This window comes from Agromyces sp. Marseille-Q5079, assembly GCF_051016555.1.
GTDB lineage: Bacteria > Actinomycetota > Actinomycetes > Actinomycetales > Microbacteriaceae > Agromyces.
Genome location: NZ_JBPEJF010000002.1, coordinates 501,794 through 520,008, shown reverse-complemented (window position 1 = coordinate 520,008; position 18,215 = coordinate 501,794). Strand labels below are relative to the sequence as shown.

Below are 18,215 nucleotides of genomic sequence, written 5' to 3'. Positions count from 1 at the left end.
GTCGCGCTGATCCGGTGCGACGCGTCGGGTCGCTACATCATCGTCTGCAGCAGTTGCGTGGCCCGCTGGTTGTCGCTCGTCGCGAGCACAACGCGGTTTCTGGAAACCACATAGACGAGCGAGATGTTGATCCCGGCGTCGGCCAGCGCGCGTGCCATCCCGCCGAACACGCCTGGCGTGTCCAGGTCGGGATCGGGGAGTGCCGGACTCACGATGACGTCGGTCTCGGCGTCGACCGTGATGCCGGCGCCCTCGAGCGCCGCCCTCGCTCCTGCGGGGTCGTCGACGAGCACGTGCACGGAGCCCGTTCCGCCCTCCATGAACGCGCAGAGGCCCTCGATGTTGACGCCCGCCGTGCCGAGCGCCTCGCCGAGTCGTGCCCCCTCACCGGGCTGATCCTCGAGCGTGACCAAGAGATCCTTCGCCATGACGGCACCTCCTTCTCGGATGCCTCGGGTCTACGCCCGCGACGGGGGCGCGTCAAGCAGAGAGGTGAATCGACCCGACGGTCGCGGTCGCGGTGGCTGCAGGCTGGCCGTCACCACGTCGCCGAAGTCGCACGGTTCGGCGCGGCATCCGCGTGGTGCAGGGATTCTCGTCGGTTACCGAACCCCGACGCCCGCCGCTCTGAGCTGGTCGCGAAGGCCGTCGACACTGTCGAACACGTGAGTGCGCATCGAGAGGCGGTCGGCGCCGGCGAGCTTCGAGGCCGTGTCGTCGGTGAAGAACACCTCTGAGCCGATCACCCCGAGGGCATCGAGCACGTGTTCGAACGCGCGCACATCGGGCTTGACGAACCCGATGTCGGCGGAGTTGAAGATCGCATCGAACCGGTCGGCGATGCCCAGCGCGGCAATCTCGGCCGGGATGGTGTCGGTGCCGTTGGTGAGCACCGCCGTCGTCAGGCCCAGGCCGCGGATCTCGTCGGACAGTTCCAGGAGTGCGTCATCCACGACCGCGGGCTGGACGCCCCACTCCTCGGCGGCCGGCGCACTGCCGGCCGATTCGCTGACCCGGCGCACCCACTCGGCTCGGGTGATCCGCCCGGTCGTGACCTCGTCGATCAACGGCTTCGCGAAGGCGATGCCGGCGATCGTGCCGGAAGTGAGCCCATGCCTGCGTTCGATGCCGGCCAGGTGGTCGGGGTCGAAGTGCCGGATGACACCGTCGAGGTCGAAGAGCACGACCCGGATCATCAGGCGGGGTCGATCCGCAGTACCGGCGCCGACTCTCCGACGGTGAGGTCGTCGATGACGCGGATGCCGCGCGCGAGGTCGTCGACGGCTCCGATGACCGTGCCGAATCGCTCGCGATCGCTGCACACGGCCGTCACGCTCACGAAGTGCTCGCCGAGATCCCATGTGAAGGTGGCGAACGGCGGCCGACCGCCCGGGGGCAGCGGCATCGCGAGCTTCTCGCCGACGCCGAGGTAGGTGCCGCGGAACTCCTCGGTGTCGTCGTACTCGATCGGCAGCGACGCCCGCGCGATGCGCACCTCGGGCGTCGCCGCCTGCACCTGGGCCATCACGACGAGCAGGTCGGGCTCGGCCTTCCAGACCCACACGAGCACCCGCCCGGCCGCCTTGCGCATCAGGAACGGAACGGCCTGACTCATCGCCCAGGCGCTGAAGCCGCCGCCGGGCTTCGAGGGCGCTGCATCCGGGCCCTTCGCCTGCGACAGCAGCATCCCGATCGCCGCCTTGCGGTGGCGGCGGCCGCGGAATCCGAGGGAATCCGTGATCGGCACCCACTTGGAGAGATCGGGCTCAGCGTGAAGTCGGGGCACGCGTCCAGCCTACGAGGCGCAGGCGTCGCCCGCCGGTGCGGCCACCGGTGTCAGATCGCCGTCATCCCCACGGCGCGGCGCACGGTTCGGTCGTCGACCCGAGGACCGCCGAACGCAGCACCGGCCCCAGCGCATTCAGGACCTCCGTCGTCGCATCGCCCGTTCCACCGTCGCCGTTGCCGAGGATCGCGAAGACCGCCCCGGTCGCCGGGTAGTACGCGAGGTTCGAACCGTACCCGGGTTCGGCGCCGGCGTGGGTGACGCTGATGACGCATCCGGTCTCGACGTCGAGCTCGAGACCCGTGCCGAGGCCGTACGCGGCGCCGTCACCGATCGCTGCGACATCCGCATACCGTGCGACCTGCAGCTCGGGAGTCACGCCCGCGCCCTCGCCGAGGGCCTCGCCCCACGCGTGCAGGTCGTCTAGGGTCGACACCATGGCGCCGCCAGCCCAGCTCTCGCCGTTCGACCAGTCGAGGGTGTCGGCCGGGTCGCCGAGGTCGGGGCAGAAGCCGGAGTAGCCATGGGTCAGTGGGGCGGCGACCTTGCCGTCGGGCGCGAATCGGCTGCGTTCCATGCCGAACGGCTCGGTGATGCGGTCGTGGATGAGGGTCGCGAGGTCCTCGCCCGTGACCTGCTCGAGGATGCCGCCGAGGAGGAAGTAGTTCGTGTTGGCGTATTCGAATCCCTCACCCGGAGCGAAGTCGGCGCGGGGCGTCGCCGCGCTGACCGCGATGAGCTCATCGGACGTCGGGATGGCGTACGGCGCGCTGCAGATGCGGTCGACCTGCGCCCGGCCGGCCTCGCCGGTGCCGCTCGAGTGGTTCAGCAGCATTCGCACCGTGATGGCGGATGCCTCGGGGAAGTCCGGATACCAGCGGTCGAGGGTGTCGTCGAGACTGACATCGAATTCGGGCTCGCCGATCACCTGCAGCATGACCGTCGAGACGATCGTCTTGGTGATGCTGCCGATCTTCTGCTGGTTCTCGCGGCTCATCGGGTCGCCGCTCTCGACATCGGCCACGCCCCGCGCCGAGACCCATTCCTCTTCGCCGGGGATCCACACCCCGACGATGACCCCCGGCATCCCGGATGCCGCGAATCCCTCGTCGAGCGCCGCCTCGAGGTCAGTCCGCAGCGCCGAATCCAGGGACGGGGCGGATGTCGCCGACGGGGTGGAGGCGGCGTCCGACGCCGTGGCGACGCATCCGCTGAGCAGGAGGACCGTGGCGGCCGCGACGGCGGCGACCGCCAACGTGGAGTTCTGCATGATCAGGCCCCTCAGCGTCGTGCAAGGCGCAGTTCGAGAGCCCGTGCCCCCACTCGCGACCCTACGCCGGGCATTCGGTTCGAGGCGGGACGGGACCTGCCCCACTTCAGGGGGCGGGGCGAGCGCGCGCTGTCGTGGGGCCTGCCCGGCCGCTTCATCACCGGTGTCTCGGGGGCGCTCGCGAACTCAGCGCAGGTGGGTGAGCTTCGCCGGGTTGCCGATGCCGTGGATGACCGAGATCCGGTCGCCGGCGAACTCGAGGGCGAGCACCGAGATGATCCGGCCGCGGCGGCGCGCGATGATGCCGGGCTCGGCGTTCACCTCGGCGACCTCGAACTGGAGGCCCTGCCCGCCGACGTTCGCGAGCAGCTGTCGGGCGATCCGCTCCGCGCCGTGCACGACTTCGGTCGGGGCATCCGGGAAGATGCCGCCGGAGTCGAAGTGGCCGCGGGCATCTGCGGCGAGGGCCGTGACGAGTCCGTCGAGGTCGCCGTCGGTCGCGGCCGCTGCGAACTGCTCCGACAGGCGGCGGGCGGCCGCAGGATCGACGGTGTACCGGGCCTCGCCCTGCGCCGTGATTCGCCTGCGTGCGCGCGACGCGGACTGCCTCGCACTCGCCGGGCTCACGCCGAGGATCTCCGCAACGCGGCCGAAGTCGAGGTCGAAGACGTCGTGCAGCAGGAACGCCGTGCGCTCGGCGGGCGACAGCTGCTCGAGCACCACGAGCAGCGCCATCCGTACGGAGTCGTCGAGCGTGACGCGATCCTCGGGGAGGGTCCGCTCGTCGGTGACGATCGGTTCCGGGAGCCACGGTCCGACGTAGGCGCGGCGGGAGCGCTCGTGCGCGCGCAGCCGATCGATCGAGAGCCGGGACGCAACCGTGATGAGCCATGCGCGCGGGTCGTCGAGCGGTTCGTCGCCGCGGGCGAGCAGCCGCACGTACGTCTCCTGCGTCACGTCCTCGGCGTCGGCGACGGAGCCGAGCACCCGGTACGCGACGTCGCGGACGACGTACCGGTGGGCGGTCCAGAGCTCGGCGAAATCGGTCATGTCAAGAGAGACGATCCACCCGGGCCGACTGTGACGGCAAGTCCGGATGTCGTTCCGATGGTCACAATCGCGATCGCTCAGTCGTCCCCTTGGTATGAACGAGAACACGACGACCTCAGCACGCAGCAGCGCGGATGCCGCCGGCGGGCCGCCCCGCCGGCTCGTGAACGCCACCGCGCCCGTCGCCCGAGCACTCGCGGGGCGGAGGTGGATGCCGGTCTGGGGCGTCATCCGTCATCGCGGGCGCAAGAGCGGCACGGCGTACGAGACGCCGATCGCGGTGGTACCCACCAGGGACGCCGCCATCGTGATGATCGGCCTGCCGTGGGGTGCGAAGACCAACTGGGCGCGCAACGTCATCGCGGCCGACGGCGCCTCGCTGCGCTGGAAGGGGCGCGACGTCGAGCTGGTGCAGCCGCGAATCGTCGATGCGGCCGCGGCGGAACGTCTCACGAAGGGGCCGTTCCGGCCGGTGCTCAAGCGGTTCCCGGCTGCAATCGTGTTCGTCCGCGCCTGATCGGCATCCTCCGAGCGGACTCGCCGCGATCGGCGATCGCGCGAACATCCGTGACGTACCCTCAGGGAAGGACGCCGGTTCGACGGACGGCGGTTCACCCGTGGTCTACACCTGCCATGACGGATGCTGGTGAGCGAGCTCGAGCCGACACCGGCAGCCGCACAACTGGAGTCCACATGAACACGCCGACGCCCGCTCTCCTCAAACTCGGGGTGTTGGTCACCTCGCGCAAGACCGACGAGCGGCGACTGCCGATCCATCCCTCCCACCTCGAGCGGATCGACGCCGACCTGCGCGCGAACATGATCCTCGAGCACGGCTACGGCGAGCGTTTCGGCTTCTCGGACGAACAGCTCGCTCCGCTGGTGGGCGCGATGGCCAGCCGCGAGGCCATCATCGCCGAGGCCGACGTCATCGCCCTGCCGAAGCCGCTCGCATCCGACCTCGCCGAATTCCGCGATGGACAGGTGCTGTGGGGCTGGCCGCACTGCGTCCAGGACCGGGACATGACCCAATACGCCATCGACAAGGGCCTCACGCTCATCGCGTGGGAGGCCATGAACCACTGGAAGGCCGACGGCGGGTTCGGGCTGCACGTGTTCCACAAGAACAACGAGATCGCGGGGTACTGCTCCGTGCTGCACGCCCTGCAACTGTGCGGCTCGACGGGCGACTACGGGCGGCGGCTCAACGCGGTGGTGATCGGCTTCGGCGCGACTGCGCGCGGCGCCGTCACCGTGCTGAACGCGCACGGCATCCACGACGTGCGCGTGCTGACCAACCGCGACACGGCTGCCGTCGGCTCCCCGATCCCGTCCGTCGACATCATCCAGTTCGAACACGACCCGGAGGCGCCGTTCGCGAGCACCGTGAACACGGAGGACGGCCCGGTCGCACTCGCCCCGTTCCTCGCCGCGCACGACATCGTCGTCAACTGCACCCTGCAGGATCCGAACGCACCGCTCACCTACCTGCGCACCGAGGACCTCGGTGCCTTCCGCCCCGGCAGCCTCATCGTCGACGTCTCGATCGACGAGGGCATGGGATTCGAGTGGGCGCGGCCCACCTCGTTCGCCGACCCGATGTTCACGGTCGGTGATTCGACCAACTACTACGCGGTCGACCACAGCCCGTCGTTCCTGTGGAACTCGGCCACGTGGGAGATCAGCGAAGCCCTGATGCCGTTCCTCCGCACCGTGATGGAAGGCCCCGGGGCGTGGGCCGAGTCGGACACCATCAGCCGTGCGATCGAGATCGAGGGCGGTCGCGTCCGCAACGAGGCGATCCTGCAGTTCCAGGGGCGCTCGGCCGAATACCCGTATCCCGCGCTCGGGTGAGCGTCACCGGGTGACGGCGGCAACCACCGCGGTCGGGTGACAGGATCAGCGGCTGACCCGGAGGTCCTTCCATCCGAACCCGCCGGGCTCTGGCAGGCTCTCGCGGATCTGCTCGGCCGTGAACATTCGCCGGGGGAGCAGGTCGTCGGGCACGGATGCCGCGCGCCGTACGGCCTTCGACAGCAGCAGTTGCTCGGCGCCGACGACGGCGACGGTCTCACGCGGCATCGGCTCCGTCAGAAGCTCAAGCCGTTCACGCATCCGGGGGTCTCTTGTTCGCATCCACCGACGCCTTGCTCCTCAAGAAACCACGCGGGGAGGTCGTCCCGGCTCGGGCTGATCGAGAAGATGTTGGAGTCGACGAGCGCGTAGCCGTTGCTGGTCTCCGCGTAGAAGTTCGGCATCACGGAGTTGCGGAAGTCGACGATCTCACTGGGCGCGTCCGCGGCGCTGCCCACGTAGGGCTGAAGTGGATTCCCGGATGCATCGGTGAGACGGTTCGCCGGATCGCAGACTCCGTTCACTCCCCACGCGTACGCGTGGAAGCGTGTGCTGTGATCCGCCTGTTCGCCTATGACCTCGGCATAGATCACCGGGCCGCTGCCTGAACCTTCACCCGCGTAGTTGATGACGACGGAGTCTGGTCGAGTGCTGTTGATCGCAGCGAGCTGCTTGCTGTTGAGCGCGGCGGTGGTGAAGCCGGGCGTCGTGAACGACGGGTGGAACCCGGCGTCGCAGCTCAGCACTCCCAGCATCACGACCTCATCCGCATCGTCGACGAGAGCGGAAACGACGAAGTGTTGCTGAATGTACAGGCGGTAGCTGACGACAGCGGAGTCGGCACCATAGTCGACGCTGCCCTCCCGTACTGTCGATGGCTCACCGAGCACTTGAGACAGTCGATCTCCGCTCATCCCAGCGGCCAACGGTGCGAGCATCTCGTAATCCTCGTAGTTCGTCCACGTCGCCCGCAGGTAGGTCGCCGCTGCGAAAATGACCAAGACAGCTGAGATGAGTCCCGCCATACCGAGGACCGATTTCGAGATCCGCTTGATGGCGAACCAGGCGGGCCACGCTGATCGCCACATCCACGGACGCTCGTAGCGTGGAATCTTGTCGTAGTCGTTCGGTTCGTCCGACACGCAGCCCCCAATGAGCGCCTCGATGAGCCAAGCATCCTCCCAACGAAGCCGACGCGAGCTGTTATCGGTGGCGCGTCGCGAGTCGACGCTTCACCTCGCGGCCCGTCGGCCTCAACGTGAGACCGTCCAAGCTGGTGCAGTGGGGCAGCGCTTCGTCTCCGTGTTTCGTCGGCGGAGCAACGCGACATCTCACGCACGTGCGGTGCTTACCTCAGCGGCTGACCCGTAGGTCCTTCCATCCGAACCCGCCGGGCTCGGGCAGGCTCGCGCGGATCTGCTCGGCCGTGAACATTCGCCGGGGGAGCAGGTCGTCGGGCACGGATGCCGCGGGCGGCGCGACATCCGTCACGCCCTCGGCGAGCATGCGCACCTGCGCCTTCGCAACGAGCGGCACCTTCATGGTCCACTCGGTCACCTGCGCGAGCGCGAACTGCGCCCACACCGGCCACGGCACGACGACCACGCGACGACCGACGACGGATGCCACGCGACGCACGGCCTTCGACAGCAGCAGTTGCTCGGCGCCGACGACGGCGACGGTCTCACGCGGCATCCGTCCGTCGACCGCGGCGACGAGGATGTCGGTGAGGTCGTCGATCGGGATGGGTCGGATGGGCTTCTCTCGGAAGCCGACGGTCGCGAACACCGGCAGGGTCTGCACGGTGTGGCTGAGGTGGTCGATGAGGTGGTCGCCGCGGCCGTAGATCATGCCGGCCTTGAGGATCGTGTAATCGAGGCCCGAGTCGCGGATCAGCTCCTCGGCCGCCCACTTCGACTCGTGATACGCCGACCCGCAATCGGGGCGCGCCCGGAGGAAGCTCAGCATGATGACCTTGCGCACGCCGGCGCGCTTTGCGGCCTCGATCACGTTCGCGGTGCCCTCGACGTGCACCCGCTGGTAGGTCTGGTCGCCGATCTCGCGGTTGATGCCGGCGCAGTGCGCGATGACCTCGCACCCCTCGAAGGCTCGCGTGAGGGCGTCGATGTCACTGGTGTCGACGCCGGTGCGCCTGGAGATGATGACGGATGCCTCGGGCCCGAGCCGTTCGGCCAGGTGGCGTCCGACGAAGCCGGTGCCACCGGTGATCGCGGTGCGGGGGTGGGTGGTCACGTGGCGAGCATAAGTGATGTCAGGGCCGTGCTGGCCGCGTCCTTCAGCGTGCGGGCGCTTCAAGATCACGATGCCAGTTCCCCCTCATCGTGAGGCGGAACTGGCATTGCGAGATCGGAAGGCCTGTCGGCCAGCCGCCGATGGCCGTCGCATGGCTGCGCCCTCGACCGTCTTCGAATCCGCGGTGATTAACCGCTTGACCAACTTGATTCGGCCGGTTATGGTTCTGGATAACCGCTTAACCAACTGAGAGTGACGATGAACCAACGAGGGTTTTACCAGCCGAACGGCGCGTGGATCGGCGACGTCATCCCGTGGCAGGAAGACGGGGTGTTCCACCTCTTCTACCTGCACGAGACGCGTCGCTCCCCGAAGGACGGCATGCCGTGGCGCCGAGTCGTGACCGAGAACCTGGTCGACTTCACCGAGGCGGGCGAGGCCATCTCGTCGGGCGGCCCCTCGGCCGATGACTTCAACGTCTACACCGGCAGCATCGTGCTCACGGGCGACGGCACGCACCACGCCTTCTACACCGGACAGAACCCGGCGAAGACCGGCGCCGACGGGCTCGCGCTGCAGGTCGTCATGCACGCGACGAGCGTCGACGGCATGGCGTCGTGGCAGCGGCATCCGTCGGACACCTTCGGTGCGACCGCGGGGTACGAGACCGCCGACTGGCGCGACCCGTTCGTCTTCTGGGACGACGAGGCGCAGCTCTGGCGCATGCTCATCACCGCGCGTCACGCCGACGGTCCCGCGCGACGTAGGGGAGTGATCGCGCAGTGCACATCGCGCGACCTCGCGACGTGGGAGCCCGCTGAGCCGTTCTGGGACCCGCGTCGCTACATCGCGCACGAATGCCCCGAGGTCTTCAAGATCGGCGACTGGTGGTACCTCGTCTCGTCCGAGTTCAGCGACGCCTTCACGACCAGGTACCGGATGTCGCGCAGCCTGCACGGCCCCTGGCTCACGCCCGAGCACGACACGATCGACGGCCGCGCGTTCTACGCGGCGAAGTCGGCCGAGCGCGACGGGCGGCGGCTGTTCTTCGGCTGGATCGCCTCGCGTGAGGGAGCAACGGATGCCGGTGCCTGGCAGTGGGCCGGCACGATGTCGGTGCTCGAGGCCGAGCAGCGCGACGACGGCACGCTCGCCTTCCACCCGGCCGACGAACTCCGCGAGACCTTCTCGCGGCCGGCCTTCTCGCAGCCCGGCTTCTCGCAGTCGGGCGAGGCGATCGCGAGCGGAACCGTGCTCGCCGTACCAGACGGATACCGCGACATCCTGACGTCTGAAGACGCCCCGTCGTCCTTCCGGCTCCGCGCCCGGCTCGACATCGCCGAGGGCACGACCGAGGTCGGCGTGCTTCTGCGGGCGAGCGCCGACGGCGACGAGGGATACGTGCTCCGGCTCGAGCCCAAGCGCGGGCGGTTCGTCTTCGATCGCTGGCCGCGCCAGTCGACCGGCACCGAGCAGTGGCAGATCTCGGGCGACGTGCCCTTCGCCGTCGAACTCGAGCGACCCTGCCGACTCGACGCCGGCGAGCACGAGATCGAGGTGATCGTCGACGGCGATCTCTGCGTCGCCACCGTCGACAACGCGACCGTGCTCAGCACGCGGCTCTACGATCGCCCGAGCGGTCGGCTCGGCGTGTTCGTCGGCGAAGGCGCCGCCACGGTCACCGAGTTTTCGGTGTTCGCCCGCGACGAGCGCGCCGACGAGCGCGAGCCCGCGGCATCCGCCCCCGAGGCGACCGCCCTCGACGACGCGGACGACCTCGTCGCCGCCACGACCTGACCTTTCACACCCGCACCCCACCCCCTGCAGATCGATCAAAGGAGATTCCGACCATGACCACCACGAAGCGCAGACGAGCGTTCCTCGCCACTGCCGCGACCGCAGCCGCCGCAGCCCTCGTGTTGACGGGCTGCGCGGGCGGAGCGAGCAGTGCCGACCCCACCGATGTCGACCCGAAGGGCGAGATCGTGCCCCGCGAGATCTCGTGGCTGCTCTCGCGACCGGCCGACGGCGGCGTGATCACGGCGATGGAGCAGATCGCCGACGAGTACGCCGAGGAGCACCCCGGCTTCTCGCTCAACCTCATCACGACGCCCGACCGCCCCTCCTACGTCCAGAAGTACGAGACGCTCGCGGCCGCGAAGAAGCTGCCCGAGCTCTTCGATACGGATGCCACGCCCTTCGCGCAGAAGCTCGCGGGTCAGGGGCAGATGGTCGACGTCGACCTGCTGCTCGACGACCTGGGGCTCTCCGAGGAGTACCGCGAGGCCGCGCTGAACTACCAGCGCTTCGACGACGGATCGCTCTACATGGTGCCGTTCGAGTTCCAGCTGGAGTTCTTCTGGTACAACAAGGCGCTGCTCGAAGACGCGGGCGTCGACGTGCCGGCGACCCTCGATGACTTCCCGGCCATGTGCGAGGCGCTCCGCGAGAAGGGCATCACGCCCATCGCCCTCGACGGGCAGGACCAGTGGCCGCTCGAGCGGTACATGGCCTACTACCCGTTCCGGTTGGCCGGCCCCGAGTACGTGCAGGACCTGAAGAACGGCGACGCCTCGTTCGCCGACCCCGCAGGCAAGGCTGCCGCCGAGTGGCTGTACGAGCTCGGACAGGCCGGATGCTTCCAGGAGGGCTTCTCGTCGACGGGCTACGCCGACGCCCAGGCGCTCTTCACCTCGGGCAAGGCCGCCGTCTACAACATCGGCACGTGGGAGCTCGGCAACCTCGCGACCGATGCGCTCGACCCGGCCGTGCGCGACGACGTCGACTACTTCACGCTGCCGACGATCGACGGCGCGGTCACGAACGACAATGAGTACGTGACGCCGTCGGGCATCGGCATGGCCGTGAACGCGCAGACCTACGACCCGCTCGTGCGCGACTTCCTCGCGTTCGCGCTCGATCGCTACCCCGAGGTCTACGCGGCCACCGGCGCGCTCTCGCCGACGACGAACGTCGAGACCACGATCCCCGACAACGCGACCGACCTGTACTCCCGCGCCGTCGAGCAGGCGAACGATGTCGGCCCGAAGATCGCGATGCCGTGGGACACGCAGCTCGACCCGGCGACGAACACACGCCTCCAGCAGGAGCTCACCCTCCTGGTGCAGGGCGACATCACGCCCGACGAGTTCATCGAGACGATGGATGCCACCCTCGCGGAGAACGTCAATGGCTGAGACTGCAACAGTCGGGGTGGGTGCGGCGAAGCCGCGCCCGCCCCGGCGGCGCCGCCCGATGTCGACGTCGATGCTGCCGCGTCGCTCGAAGCTGTCGGTGCTGGTGTTCCTCGTTCCGCCGCTGGTGCTCTACGGCGTGGCCGTGCTGCTGCCCATCGTGCAGTCGCTGTTCCTCAGCGTGTTCCGCTGGGATGGCATCACCGACATGGTCTTCGTCGGCTTCGACAACTACGCGAAGATGCTCACCCGGGACGACGTCTTCTGGACCGCGTTCGGCAACGCGCTCGGCTATCTCGCGATCTGCCTCGTGCTCCAGCTCGGCGGTGCGCTGATCGTCGCCGGCCTGCTCACGGCCCTCCCGCGGGCACGCGAGCTCGTGAAGACGGTCTACCTGCTGCCGGCGATCATCTCGACGGTCGCGATCGCGTTCCTGTTCCAGCGCATCTACTCGCTCGAGCCGGTCGGCCTGCTGAACCAGATCCTCGCGTGGGTCGGGTTGGAGAACCTGCAGAACGCGTGGCTCTCCGACGTGGACACCGTGCTCGCCGCCGTGTCCATCCCCGAAGGCTGGCGCTTCACCGGCCTCTACATGCTCATCATCTACGCGGCCCTCATCGCCGTTCCCAAGGAGCTCGAGGAGGCTGCTCGACTCGACGGCGCGTCGTGGTGGCAGGTGTTCTGGCGCATCCGCTTCCCGTACATCCGCCCGGTGTGGATCACGACCACGATCATGGCGACGACGTTCGCCCTGCGCGGCTTCGACATCCCGTACCTGCTCACCAACGGCGGGCCGGGTCAGTCCTCCGAGCTGCTCACGACCTACATGTACAAGACCGCGTTCGTGCACACCGACTACGGCTACGCCAGCGCGATCTCCGTCTTCATCGTGGTCGAGTGCCTCATCGCCGTCGGCCTCATCTTCCTGCTCCTTCGCCGAAGGGATGACTCATGACCGCCCCCGTGCTCACGCCGGCCGCGTCGCCCACCCAGTCCGAACCGCGGCAGCCGCAACCGCCGCGCCCGGCCAGGCCTGCAGGGCGCCGCATCCGCTCGATCTCGCCCAGGCTGCGAGTGCAGCGCACCATCTTGACGGTGACGATCGTGCTCATCGTGCTCGTGCAGGTGTACCCGCTCGTGTGGCTGTTCCTCACGAGCTTCCGCACGGCCGCGGACTTCGCCGGCGGCAACGCGTTCGCCCTGCCATCGGAGTGGACGCTCGACAACTACACCCGGGCGTTCGCGACGGGCAACCTCTGGCTGAACATCCTCAACAGCCTCATCGTCACGCTCGGCGCGAGCGTGTTCATCGTCATCGCGGGCATGATGGCCGCGTACGCGCTGGAGGTGTTGGGCTTCCGGTTCAGCGGGCTGGTGAAGGCGCTCTTCCTGCTCGGCATCATCGTGCCGGTGCAGATCGCGCTCGTGCCGCTGTTCATCGACTACTCGCAGATCGGGCTGCTCGACACGCACATGTCGATGATCATCCCGCTCGCGGCGTTCGCGCTGCCGATGTCGATCTACCTGTTCTCGTCGTTCTACGAGTACATCCCGCGCGAGATGTACGAGGCGGCGTCGATCGACGGCGCGGGCCCGTACCGCATCTTCGGCCAGATCACGTTCCCGCTGTCGGCCAATACGATCATCACGGTGGTGCTCGTGAACAGCATCTTCATCTGGAACGACTTCATCTTCGCGAACACCTTCGTGCTGTCCGACGGGCTCAAGACGATCCCGCTCGGCCTGCAGAACTACATCGGAGCGATGGGCAACACCGACTGGACAGCGACGTTCGCCGCCGTCTGCGTGACGGTGACGCCGCTGCTCCTGGTCTTCCTCGTCTTGAACAAGGCGATGATCAACGGTCTCGAGAGTGGAGCAACCAAGGGATGAGCACCTCGGAACACGGCAGGAACGGGTCATCCGTCACGATGCGGGATGTCGCGAAGGTCGCGGGCGTCTCGGTGGCGACGGTCTCGCACGTCGTGAACGACAAGGCGGGCGTGCGCATCGGTGAAGATGCCCGGCGCCGGGTGCACGAGGCCGTCATCGAGCTCGGCTACCGGCCGAACGCGCTCGCGAAGACGCTCTCGCAGGGCACCTCGCGCTTCATCGGCCTCGTCGCCGATGCGATCGCCACGACCCCGTTCGCCGGCCAGATCATCCACGGTGCGCAAGACGAAGCGTGGAAGCACGGCTACGTGCTGCTCGTCGCCAACACCGACGGCAATGAGGCGGCCGAGAACGAGGCCATCGCGATGATGCTCGAGCACCAGGTGCACGGCATCCTCTACTCGACCTGGTTCCACCGCGAGATCCAGGTGCCCGAGGCGCTGCACCAGACCGACACCGTGCTCGTCGACTGCTTCGCCGCGGGCAACGTGCTGCCCGCCGTCGTGCCCGATGAGGAGCAGGGCGGTCGCACCGCGACCGAGGAGCTGCTCGCCGCCGGCCATCGCCGCATCGCGTTCATCAACACGACCACGCCGTCGCCCGCCCAGACCGGGCGTCTCGCGGGCTACCGCTCGGCGCTCGAGGCGGCCGGGGTCGACTTCGACGAGTCGCTCGTGTTCCCCGCGGCACCCGAGCAGGAGGGCGGCTACGCCGCGACATCCGCGATTCTCGAATCGAAGGCGACGGCCGTGTTCTGCCACAACGACCGCGTGGCGATGGGCCTCTACGACGGGCTGCGCGAGCACGGCCTGCGCATTCCCGAGGATGTCGCGGTCATGGGCTTCGACAACCAAGACGTCATCGCGGCGCACCTGCGCCCGACGCTCTCGACGGTCGCGCTGCCGCACTACGAGCTCGGCGCCGCGGGTGTGCGGCTGCTGCTCGGCCTCGAGCCCGCCCCCGAATCCGGCCCGCAGCTGATCGCCTGCCCGCCGATTCGCCGGCACTCGATCTGACGGTTTTCCAGGAGAGATGACGTGCGAGCCACGAACGGCCACGTGCCGCGACCCCGATTCCACTTCACGCCGCAGCGCAACTGGATGAACGACCCCAACGGGCTGGTCTACGACCGCGGCCTCTGGCACCTCTATTTCCAGTACAACCCCGAGGGCGCCGACTGGGGCAACATGAGCTGGGGCCACGCCACGAGTGCCGACCTGCGGCACTGGACCGAGCACGAGGTGGCGCTGCGGTATCGCGACGGGGAGCAGATCTTCTCGGGGTCGGTTGTTGCGACGCCGGTGGCCTCCGCCGCCGGCTCTGCCTCGGCCGGTGCTGACTCGGCCGACGACGAGACCCTGCTCACCGCGTTCTACACGAGCGCCTACGACGACGACCACCAGGCGCAGTCGCGGGCGATTAGCCGCGATGGCGGCTACACGTGGGAGCCCGACTCGCAGAACCCGGTGCTCGACCGCGGCACGAGCGCGTTCCGCGACCCGAAGGTCATCCGCTTCACCGACGACGACGGCACGACCCGCTACGTCATGCTCACCGTCGAGGCGGACGACCGCCAGGTGCTGTTCTACTCGTCGAGCGACCTGCGCTCGTGGCAGTTCCTGAGCTCGTTCGGCCCGCTCGGCGACACGGGCGTCGTCTGGGAGTGCCCCGACCTCGTGCCCCTCGCGGTCGACGGCGACCCCGATGACACCCGCTGGGTGTTGCTGCTCAGCACGAACCCCGTCGGCGACGACCCTGACGCCGCTGGCTCGTCGATGAGCTACATCATCGGGGCCTTCGACGGGGTGAGCTTCACTCCGGATGCCTCCGAGCTCACGCGTCTCGACCACGGCCGCGACTTCTACGCGGGCGTCACCTTCGACAGCGCGCCCGACGGCGAGGCCGTCATGCTCGGCTGGATGAGCAACTGGCGCTACGCCGGCGCCTTCCCGTCGTCGCCCTGGCGAGGAGCGATGTCACTGCCACGGCGGATGTCGCTGCGCACGGTTGCGGGAACGGTTCGCCTCGTGCAGCAGCCGGTGGGGTTCGTGGGGGAGTTGCTTGCGGGTGCTGTGCCTTCGACCGTCTCCGGCGCGAGCCGGCTGGCCGACTTCACGTTGAGCGGGCACTCGCTGGTCGAGCTGGAGTGGGATCCCGCGTCGACGGGAACGCTGCGGCTGCAGTTGCGCGGCGACGCCGATGCGCTCGTCGAGCTGTCGCACGAACCGTCGTCGAACGAGCTCAGCGTCACGCGGAGCGGCGCAGCGATGGAGGCCGTGCATCCCGACTTCCCGTCGACGAGTACCGTCGCGCTGCCGGGCGAGGGCGACCGTCCGCTGCGCCTGCTCGTGAGCCTTGACGGCCCGCTGCTGGAGGTCTTCGCCAACGACGGCGAGGCGACAGTCTCGAACCTCGTCGTGCTCGGCGTGGGCCCCGTCTCGTCGACGCTCACCATCGAGCGGCCCGGCCCGGTTGCTGTGACTGTGGCCGACGTACACTCGCCCGAAGTCGGCCGTCGAGCGCTCGAGTTGGATGGTGCGAACCGATGACCGCGCCCGCATCGAAGCCCGACGTGCTCGTCGTCGGCGAAGCCCTCATCGACATCGTGCACCGCGCCGACGGATCGATCGACGAGTCGCCTGGCGGTAGCCCGGCCAATGTCGCCTTGGCGCTCGGCCGCTTGGGCTGCAGCCCACGCTTGCGGACCTCGGTAGGTGACGACCCTCACGGCCAAGCAGTACGCGAATGGCTGGCGGCTTCGGACGTCACGGTGCAGGGTGAGTCCGCTGTCCGAACCTCGACGGCGCTGGCCCGCCTCGACGCCCAAGGCGCAGCAACCTACGAGTTCGCCCTCGACTGGCAGATCACGGCCGATGGCATCGAACTGGCGGATGCGCTGCACATCGGATCGATCGCCGCGACCCTCGAACCGGGTGCGACCGCCGTCGCCGAACTCCTCGACCGGCACTGTGGTCGAGCACTCATCACCTACGATCCGAACATCCGGCCGAGCCTCATCGGCGACCGCGACTCCGTGCGAGGTCAGGTGCTGTCGCTCATCGAGCGAGCCGACGTGATCAAGGCAAGCGACGAGGACGTCGCGTGGCTCCACCCTGGGGAAGAGATCGCTGACGTCGCGCGACGCTGGTCGCGCTCGGGCCCGGTGCTCGTGGTGGTAACCGTTGGCTCGGGAGGCTGCCTCGCCGTCACGCCGAGCCTCGAGGCCCGGGTGCCTGCGGTGAAAGTTGACGTGGTCGATACCGTCGGCGCTGGTGACACCTTCATGGCCGGTCTCATCGATGGACTTCTCGGTGAGGGCGCGTTCGGCGCCGACTCCAGGACCGCACTCAAGTCGATGGGGTCGGAACGTCTGACCGCGCTCCTCCGCCGGAGCGCGCTCGCCGCTGCGGTTACCGTGTCCCGGCCAGGCGCCGACCCGCCGACGCTCGAGGAACTGATGATGGACAACGACGCCCGCTGCTGACCGGGGTGCAGCGAGGCTCCTCGTCCGATCGCCCACCGGTCTCGGAACGGCTCGTTGGAGATCAGGGGTCGAACGAGCTCCCGTGCGCCCGCCTCTCGTCGATCTCGGGCTCGAGCAGGTGCCGTTTCGCGGCGCGAAGCGTGTGCGAGTAACCGACCAGCTCGTGGCCGACGACCTCGATGACGCAGGAGAGCGAGACCAGCCCGATCACCGTGACGAGGGCGGTGAGGTCGCCACCTGGCTCGAGGTCGATCGGCGCCTCCGCATCCACGACGGCGGCGATGATGATCGCGGCGACGAGCGGCACGAGGTTGCAGAGGAAGAGCGGCACGTGGGTGAAGTCCATTGAGCGCATGAGCACGCTCCAGATCAGGAATACGAGGATGATCACGCAGGCCACTGGCACCGCGAGAGCGAGCGTGATCTGCAGCAGGCTGAGCTCCTGGTGCTCGACGCCCTCGGCGGCGACGTGCAGGCCGGCGCCGACTGCGGCGATGGCTCCAAACAAGGGGAGGTGCACGTAGCGCCAACCCCAGGTTCGTTCCGGCCATCGCAGGAGGATGGTCCTCGACGGGATGAGGTAGTACGCCCACCAAAGCCCAGCGGCGATCACGAGTCCCGCCGCGACGATCGCGGCGGCCGCGACCGACCATCCCTGTTCACCGACCAGGGCGCCGACCGCCGCGACCGTACCTGCGATGACCTCGCCGAGGGTGATCAGCGTGAGCAGGCCGAACCGCTCGGCGATGTGGCCGGCGTTCCAGGGCGAGCGCCCGTATCGGCGCTCGATGACCACCGGTGCGATGAGTTCGGCGGTGGCCAGTGCGACGAGGGCCGTGATGACGGCACCCGTCGGAATCCCCGGGATGGTCGTGAGCAGCCAGCCGATCTGCGCGGTCGCGATCACGATTGCATAGGCAATGGATGTCCGGCGACGTGCCGGATCCTCGTGTGCTGCGCGCAACCACAGCGCGATCAGCGGCACCCGCATGACGATGTAGCCCGCGACGAGCAGCATGTTGTTCGGACTCGCTCCATGCGCGGCATCCTCGAAGCTGACCGGCAGGCCGAAGATGAAGATCACGACCCCGACCATCTGCACGACGACCGCCACACGCACCAGCGCATCGTCGTTGTCGTAGGCCGACGAGAACCACGTGAAGTTCAGCCACGCCCACGACACCCCGAAGATGGCGAAGAGGTACGCGCCTACGCCGGCTCCGACCTCGCCGATGAAGAGCGCATGGGCGAGCTCGTCTGCTGCGGCGGCGAAGGCGATGACGTACGTGAGGTCGTAGAGCAGCTCGAGCGGGGTGACGGTGCGATGAGGGTCGTCCGGGTTGCGGCCCGACATCGGCCGCAACCTATGTCTGAGGTCGAGCTTGAGCCGGTCCGAGAGGCTGAGCGTCGTCATGCTGGCAATGATGCGCC

18 protein-coding genes are annotated in these 18,215 nt (G+C 68.5%); 9 read left to right on the top strand and 9 right to left on the bottom strand.

Annotated elements, in window-relative coordinates:
• Positions 1–32: 32 nt before the first annotated feature.
• The 5 genes from ACR3IO_RS06155 to ACR3IO_RS06135 form a co-directional block, all read right to left on the bottom strand.
• Complete coding sequence (locus tag ACR3IO_RS06155; RefSeq protein WP_434070291.1) at positions 33–428, bottom strand: hypothetical protein; 396 nt, start codon at positions 426–428, stop codon at positions 33–35.
• A gap of 174 nt (positions 429–602) precedes the next feature.
• Positions 603–1,196, bottom strand: a complete 594-nt coding sequence (locus tag ACR3IO_RS06150; protein WP_434070290.1) for an HAD family hydrolase — start codon at positions 1,194–1,196, stop codon at positions 603–605.
• A complete protein-coding gene (locus tag ACR3IO_RS06145) occupies positions 1,196–1,786 on the bottom strand; it encodes a hypothetical protein (RefSeq protein WP_434070289.1) in 591 nt (196 codons plus the stop codon). Before ACR3IO_RS06145 ends, ACR3IO_RS06150 begins: the two co-directional genes overlap by 1 nt.
• Positions 1,787–1,847: 61 nt before the next feature.
• The gene (locus ACR3IO_RS06140; RefSeq protein WP_434070288.1) at positions 1,848–3,056 is read right to left on the bottom strand and encodes a serine hydrolase domain-containing protein; all 1,209 of its coding nucleotides are present in this window, start codon (positions 3,054–3,056) and stop codon (positions 1,848–1,850) included.
• Between the two features lie 186 nt (positions 3,057–3,242).
• Complete coding sequence (locus ACR3IO_RS06135; RefSeq protein ID WP_434070287.1) at positions 3,243–4,106, bottom strand: sigma-70 family RNA polymerase sigma factor; 864 nt, start codon at positions 4,104–4,106, stop codon at positions 3,243–3,245.
• 94 nt (positions 4,107–4,200) lie between these two features.
• On the opposite strand from ACR3IO_RS06135, the gene ACR3IO_RS06130 reads away from it, so the two are divergent.
• Together ACR3IO_RS06130 and ACR3IO_RS06125 are read left to right on the top strand one after the other, a co-directional pair.
• Entirely contained in the window at positions 4,201–4,623 is a 423-nt protein-coding gene (locus ACR3IO_RS06130; protein WP_434070286.1) for a nitroreductase family deazaflavin-dependent oxidoreductase, read from the top strand.
• A gap of 176 nt (positions 4,624–4,799) precedes the next feature.
• Positions 4,800–5,960, top strand: a complete 1,161-nt coding sequence (locus tag ACR3IO_RS06125) for a N(5)-(carboxyethyl)ornithine synthase (RefSeq protein ID WP_434070285.1) — start codon at positions 4,800–4,802, stop codon at positions 5,958–5,960.
• Between the two features lie 45 nt (positions 5,961–6,005).
• Here ACR3IO_RS06125 and ACR3IO_RS06120 read toward each other — a convergent pair whose 3' ends face one another.
• The 3 genes from ACR3IO_RS06120 to ACR3IO_RS06110 form a co-directional block, all read right to left on the bottom strand.
• Positions 6,006–6,188, bottom strand: a complete 183-nt coding sequence (locus ACR3IO_RS06120) for a hypothetical protein (protein ID WP_434070284.1) — start codon at positions 6,186–6,188, stop codon at positions 6,006–6,008.
• Between the two features lie 8 nt (positions 6,189–6,196).
• Positions 6,197–7,102 (bottom strand): ETEC_3214 domain-containing protein, encoded by a 906-nt coding sequence (locus tag ACR3IO_RS06115; protein ID WP_434070283.1) that lies wholly within the window; start codon positions 7,100–7,102, stop codon positions 6,197–6,199.
• A gap of 211 nt (positions 7,103–7,313) precedes the next feature.
• Complete coding sequence (locus ACR3IO_RS06110; protein WP_434070282.1) at positions 7,314–8,213, bottom strand: SDR family oxidoreductase; 900 nt, start codon at positions 8,211–8,213, stop codon at positions 7,314–7,316.
• 258 nt (positions 8,214–8,471) lie between these two features.
• On the opposite strand from ACR3IO_RS06110, the gene ACR3IO_RS06105 reads away from it, so the two are divergent.
• The 7 genes from ACR3IO_RS06105 to ACR3IO_RS06075 all read left to right on the top strand — a co-directional run bounded on the left by ACR3IO_RS06105 (position 8,472) and on the right by ACR3IO_RS06075 (position 16,784).
• Positions 8,472–10,010, top strand: a complete 1,539-nt coding sequence (locus tag ACR3IO_RS06105; protein ID WP_434070281.1) for a family 43 glycosylhydrolase — start codon at positions 8,472–8,474, stop codon at positions 10,008–10,010.
• Positions 10,011–10,063: 53 nt separating this feature from the next.
• Positions 10,064–11,410, top strand: coding sequence for an ABC transporter substrate-binding protein (locus ACR3IO_RS06100; RefSeq protein ID WP_434070280.1), 1,347 nt, complete (start codon positions 10,064–10,066; stop codon positions 11,408–11,410).
• Positions 11,411–11,480: 70 nt separating this feature from the next.
• Complete coding sequence (locus ACR3IO_RS06095; RefSeq protein WP_434070571.1) at positions 11,481–12,362, top strand: carbohydrate ABC transporter permease; 882 nt, start codon at positions 11,481–11,483, stop codon at positions 12,360–12,362.
• Positions 12,359–13,300, top strand: coding sequence for a carbohydrate ABC transporter permease (locus ACR3IO_RS06090; RefSeq protein WP_434070279.1), 942 nt, complete (start codon positions 12,359–12,361; stop codon positions 13,298–13,300). Before ACR3IO_RS06095 ends, ACR3IO_RS06090 begins: the two co-directional genes overlap by 4 nt.
• Complete coding sequence (locus ACR3IO_RS06085) at positions 13,297–14,316, top strand: LacI family DNA-binding transcriptional regulator (RefSeq protein ID WP_434070278.1); 1,020 nt, start codon at positions 13,297–13,299, stop codon at positions 14,314–14,316. Before ACR3IO_RS06090 ends, ACR3IO_RS06085 begins: the two co-directional genes overlap by 4 nt.
• 21 nt (positions 14,317–14,337) lie before the next feature.
• A complete protein-coding gene (locus tag ACR3IO_RS06080; RefSeq protein WP_434070277.1) occupies positions 14,338–15,849 on the top strand; it encodes a glycoside hydrolase family 32 protein in 1,512 nt (503 codons plus the stop codon).
• Entirely contained in the window at positions 15,846–16,784 is a 939-nt protein-coding gene (locus tag ACR3IO_RS06075) for a carbohydrate kinase family protein (protein ID WP_434070276.1), read from the top strand. The genes ACR3IO_RS06080 and ACR3IO_RS06075 overlap by 4 nt, the downstream gene beginning before the upstream one ends.
• A gap of 61 nt (positions 16,785–16,845) precedes the next feature.
• Here the strand turns inward: ACR3IO_RS06075 and ACR3IO_RS06070 are convergent, their stop codons facing one another.
• Entirely contained in the window at positions 16,846–18,198 is a 1,353-nt protein-coding gene (locus ACR3IO_RS06070) for a low temperature requirement protein A (protein ID WP_434070275.1), read from the bottom strand.
• Positions 18,199–18,215: the final 17 nt, after the last annotated feature.

Bases quoted from the DNA above. Each gene is read 5' to 3' on its own strand.
- ACR3IO_RS06100 (WP_434070280.1), top strand. From the start codon at position 10,064: ATGACCACCACGAAGCGCAGACGAGCGTTCCTCGCCACTGCCGCGACC.
- ACR3IO_RS06155 (WP_434070291.1), bottom strand. From the start codon at position 428: ATGGCGAAGGATCTCTTGGTCACGCTCGAGGATCAGCCCGGTGAGGGG.
- ACR3IO_RS06135 (WP_434070287.1), bottom strand. From the start codon at position 4,106: ATGACCGATTTCGCCGAGCTCTGGACCGCCCACCGGTACGTCGTCCGC.
- ACR3IO_RS06150 (WP_434070290.1), bottom strand. From the start codon at position 1,196: ATGATCCGGGTCGTGCTCTTCGACCTCGACGGTGTCATCCGGCACTTC.
- ACR3IO_RS06085 (WP_434070278.1), top strand. From the start codon at position 13,297: ATGAGCACCTCGGAACACGGCAGGAACGGGTCATCCGTCACGATGCGG.
- ACR3IO_RS06075 (WP_434070276.1), top strand. From the start codon at position 15,846: ATGACCGCGCCCGCATCGAAGCCCGACGTGCTCGTCGTCGGCGAAGCC.
- ACR3IO_RS06120 (WP_434070284.1), bottom strand. From the start codon at position 6,188: ATGCCGCGTGAGACCGTCGCCGTCGTCGGCGCCGAGCAACTGCTGCTG.
- ACR3IO_RS06140 (WP_434070288.1), bottom strand. From the start codon at position 3,056: ATGCAGAACTCCACGTTGGCGGTCGCCGCCGTCGCGGCCGCCACGGTC.
- ACR3IO_RS06095 (WP_434070571.1), top strand. From the start codon at position 11,481: ATGCTGCCGCGTCGCTCGAAGCTGTCGGTGCTGGTGTTCCTCGTTCCG.
- ACR3IO_RS06070 (WP_434070275.1), bottom strand. From the start codon at position 18,198: ATGACGACGCTCAGCCTCTCGGACCGGCTCAAGCTCGACCTCAGACAT.
- ACR3IO_RS06130 (WP_434070286.1), top strand. From the start codon at position 4,201: ATGAACGAGAACACGACGACCTCAGCACGCAGCAGCGCGGATGCCGCC.
- ACR3IO_RS06090 (WP_434070279.1), top strand. From the start codon at position 12,359: ATGACCGCCCCCGTGCTCACGCCGGCCGCGTCGCCCACCCAGTCCGAA.
- ACR3IO_RS06105 (WP_434070281.1), top strand. From the start codon at position 8,472: ATGAACCAACGAGGGTTTTACCAGCCGAACGGCGCGTGGATCGGCGAC.
- ACR3IO_RS06125 (WP_434070285.1), top strand. From the start codon at position 4,800: ATGAACACGCCGACGCCCGCTCTCCTCAAACTCGGGGTGTTGGTCACC.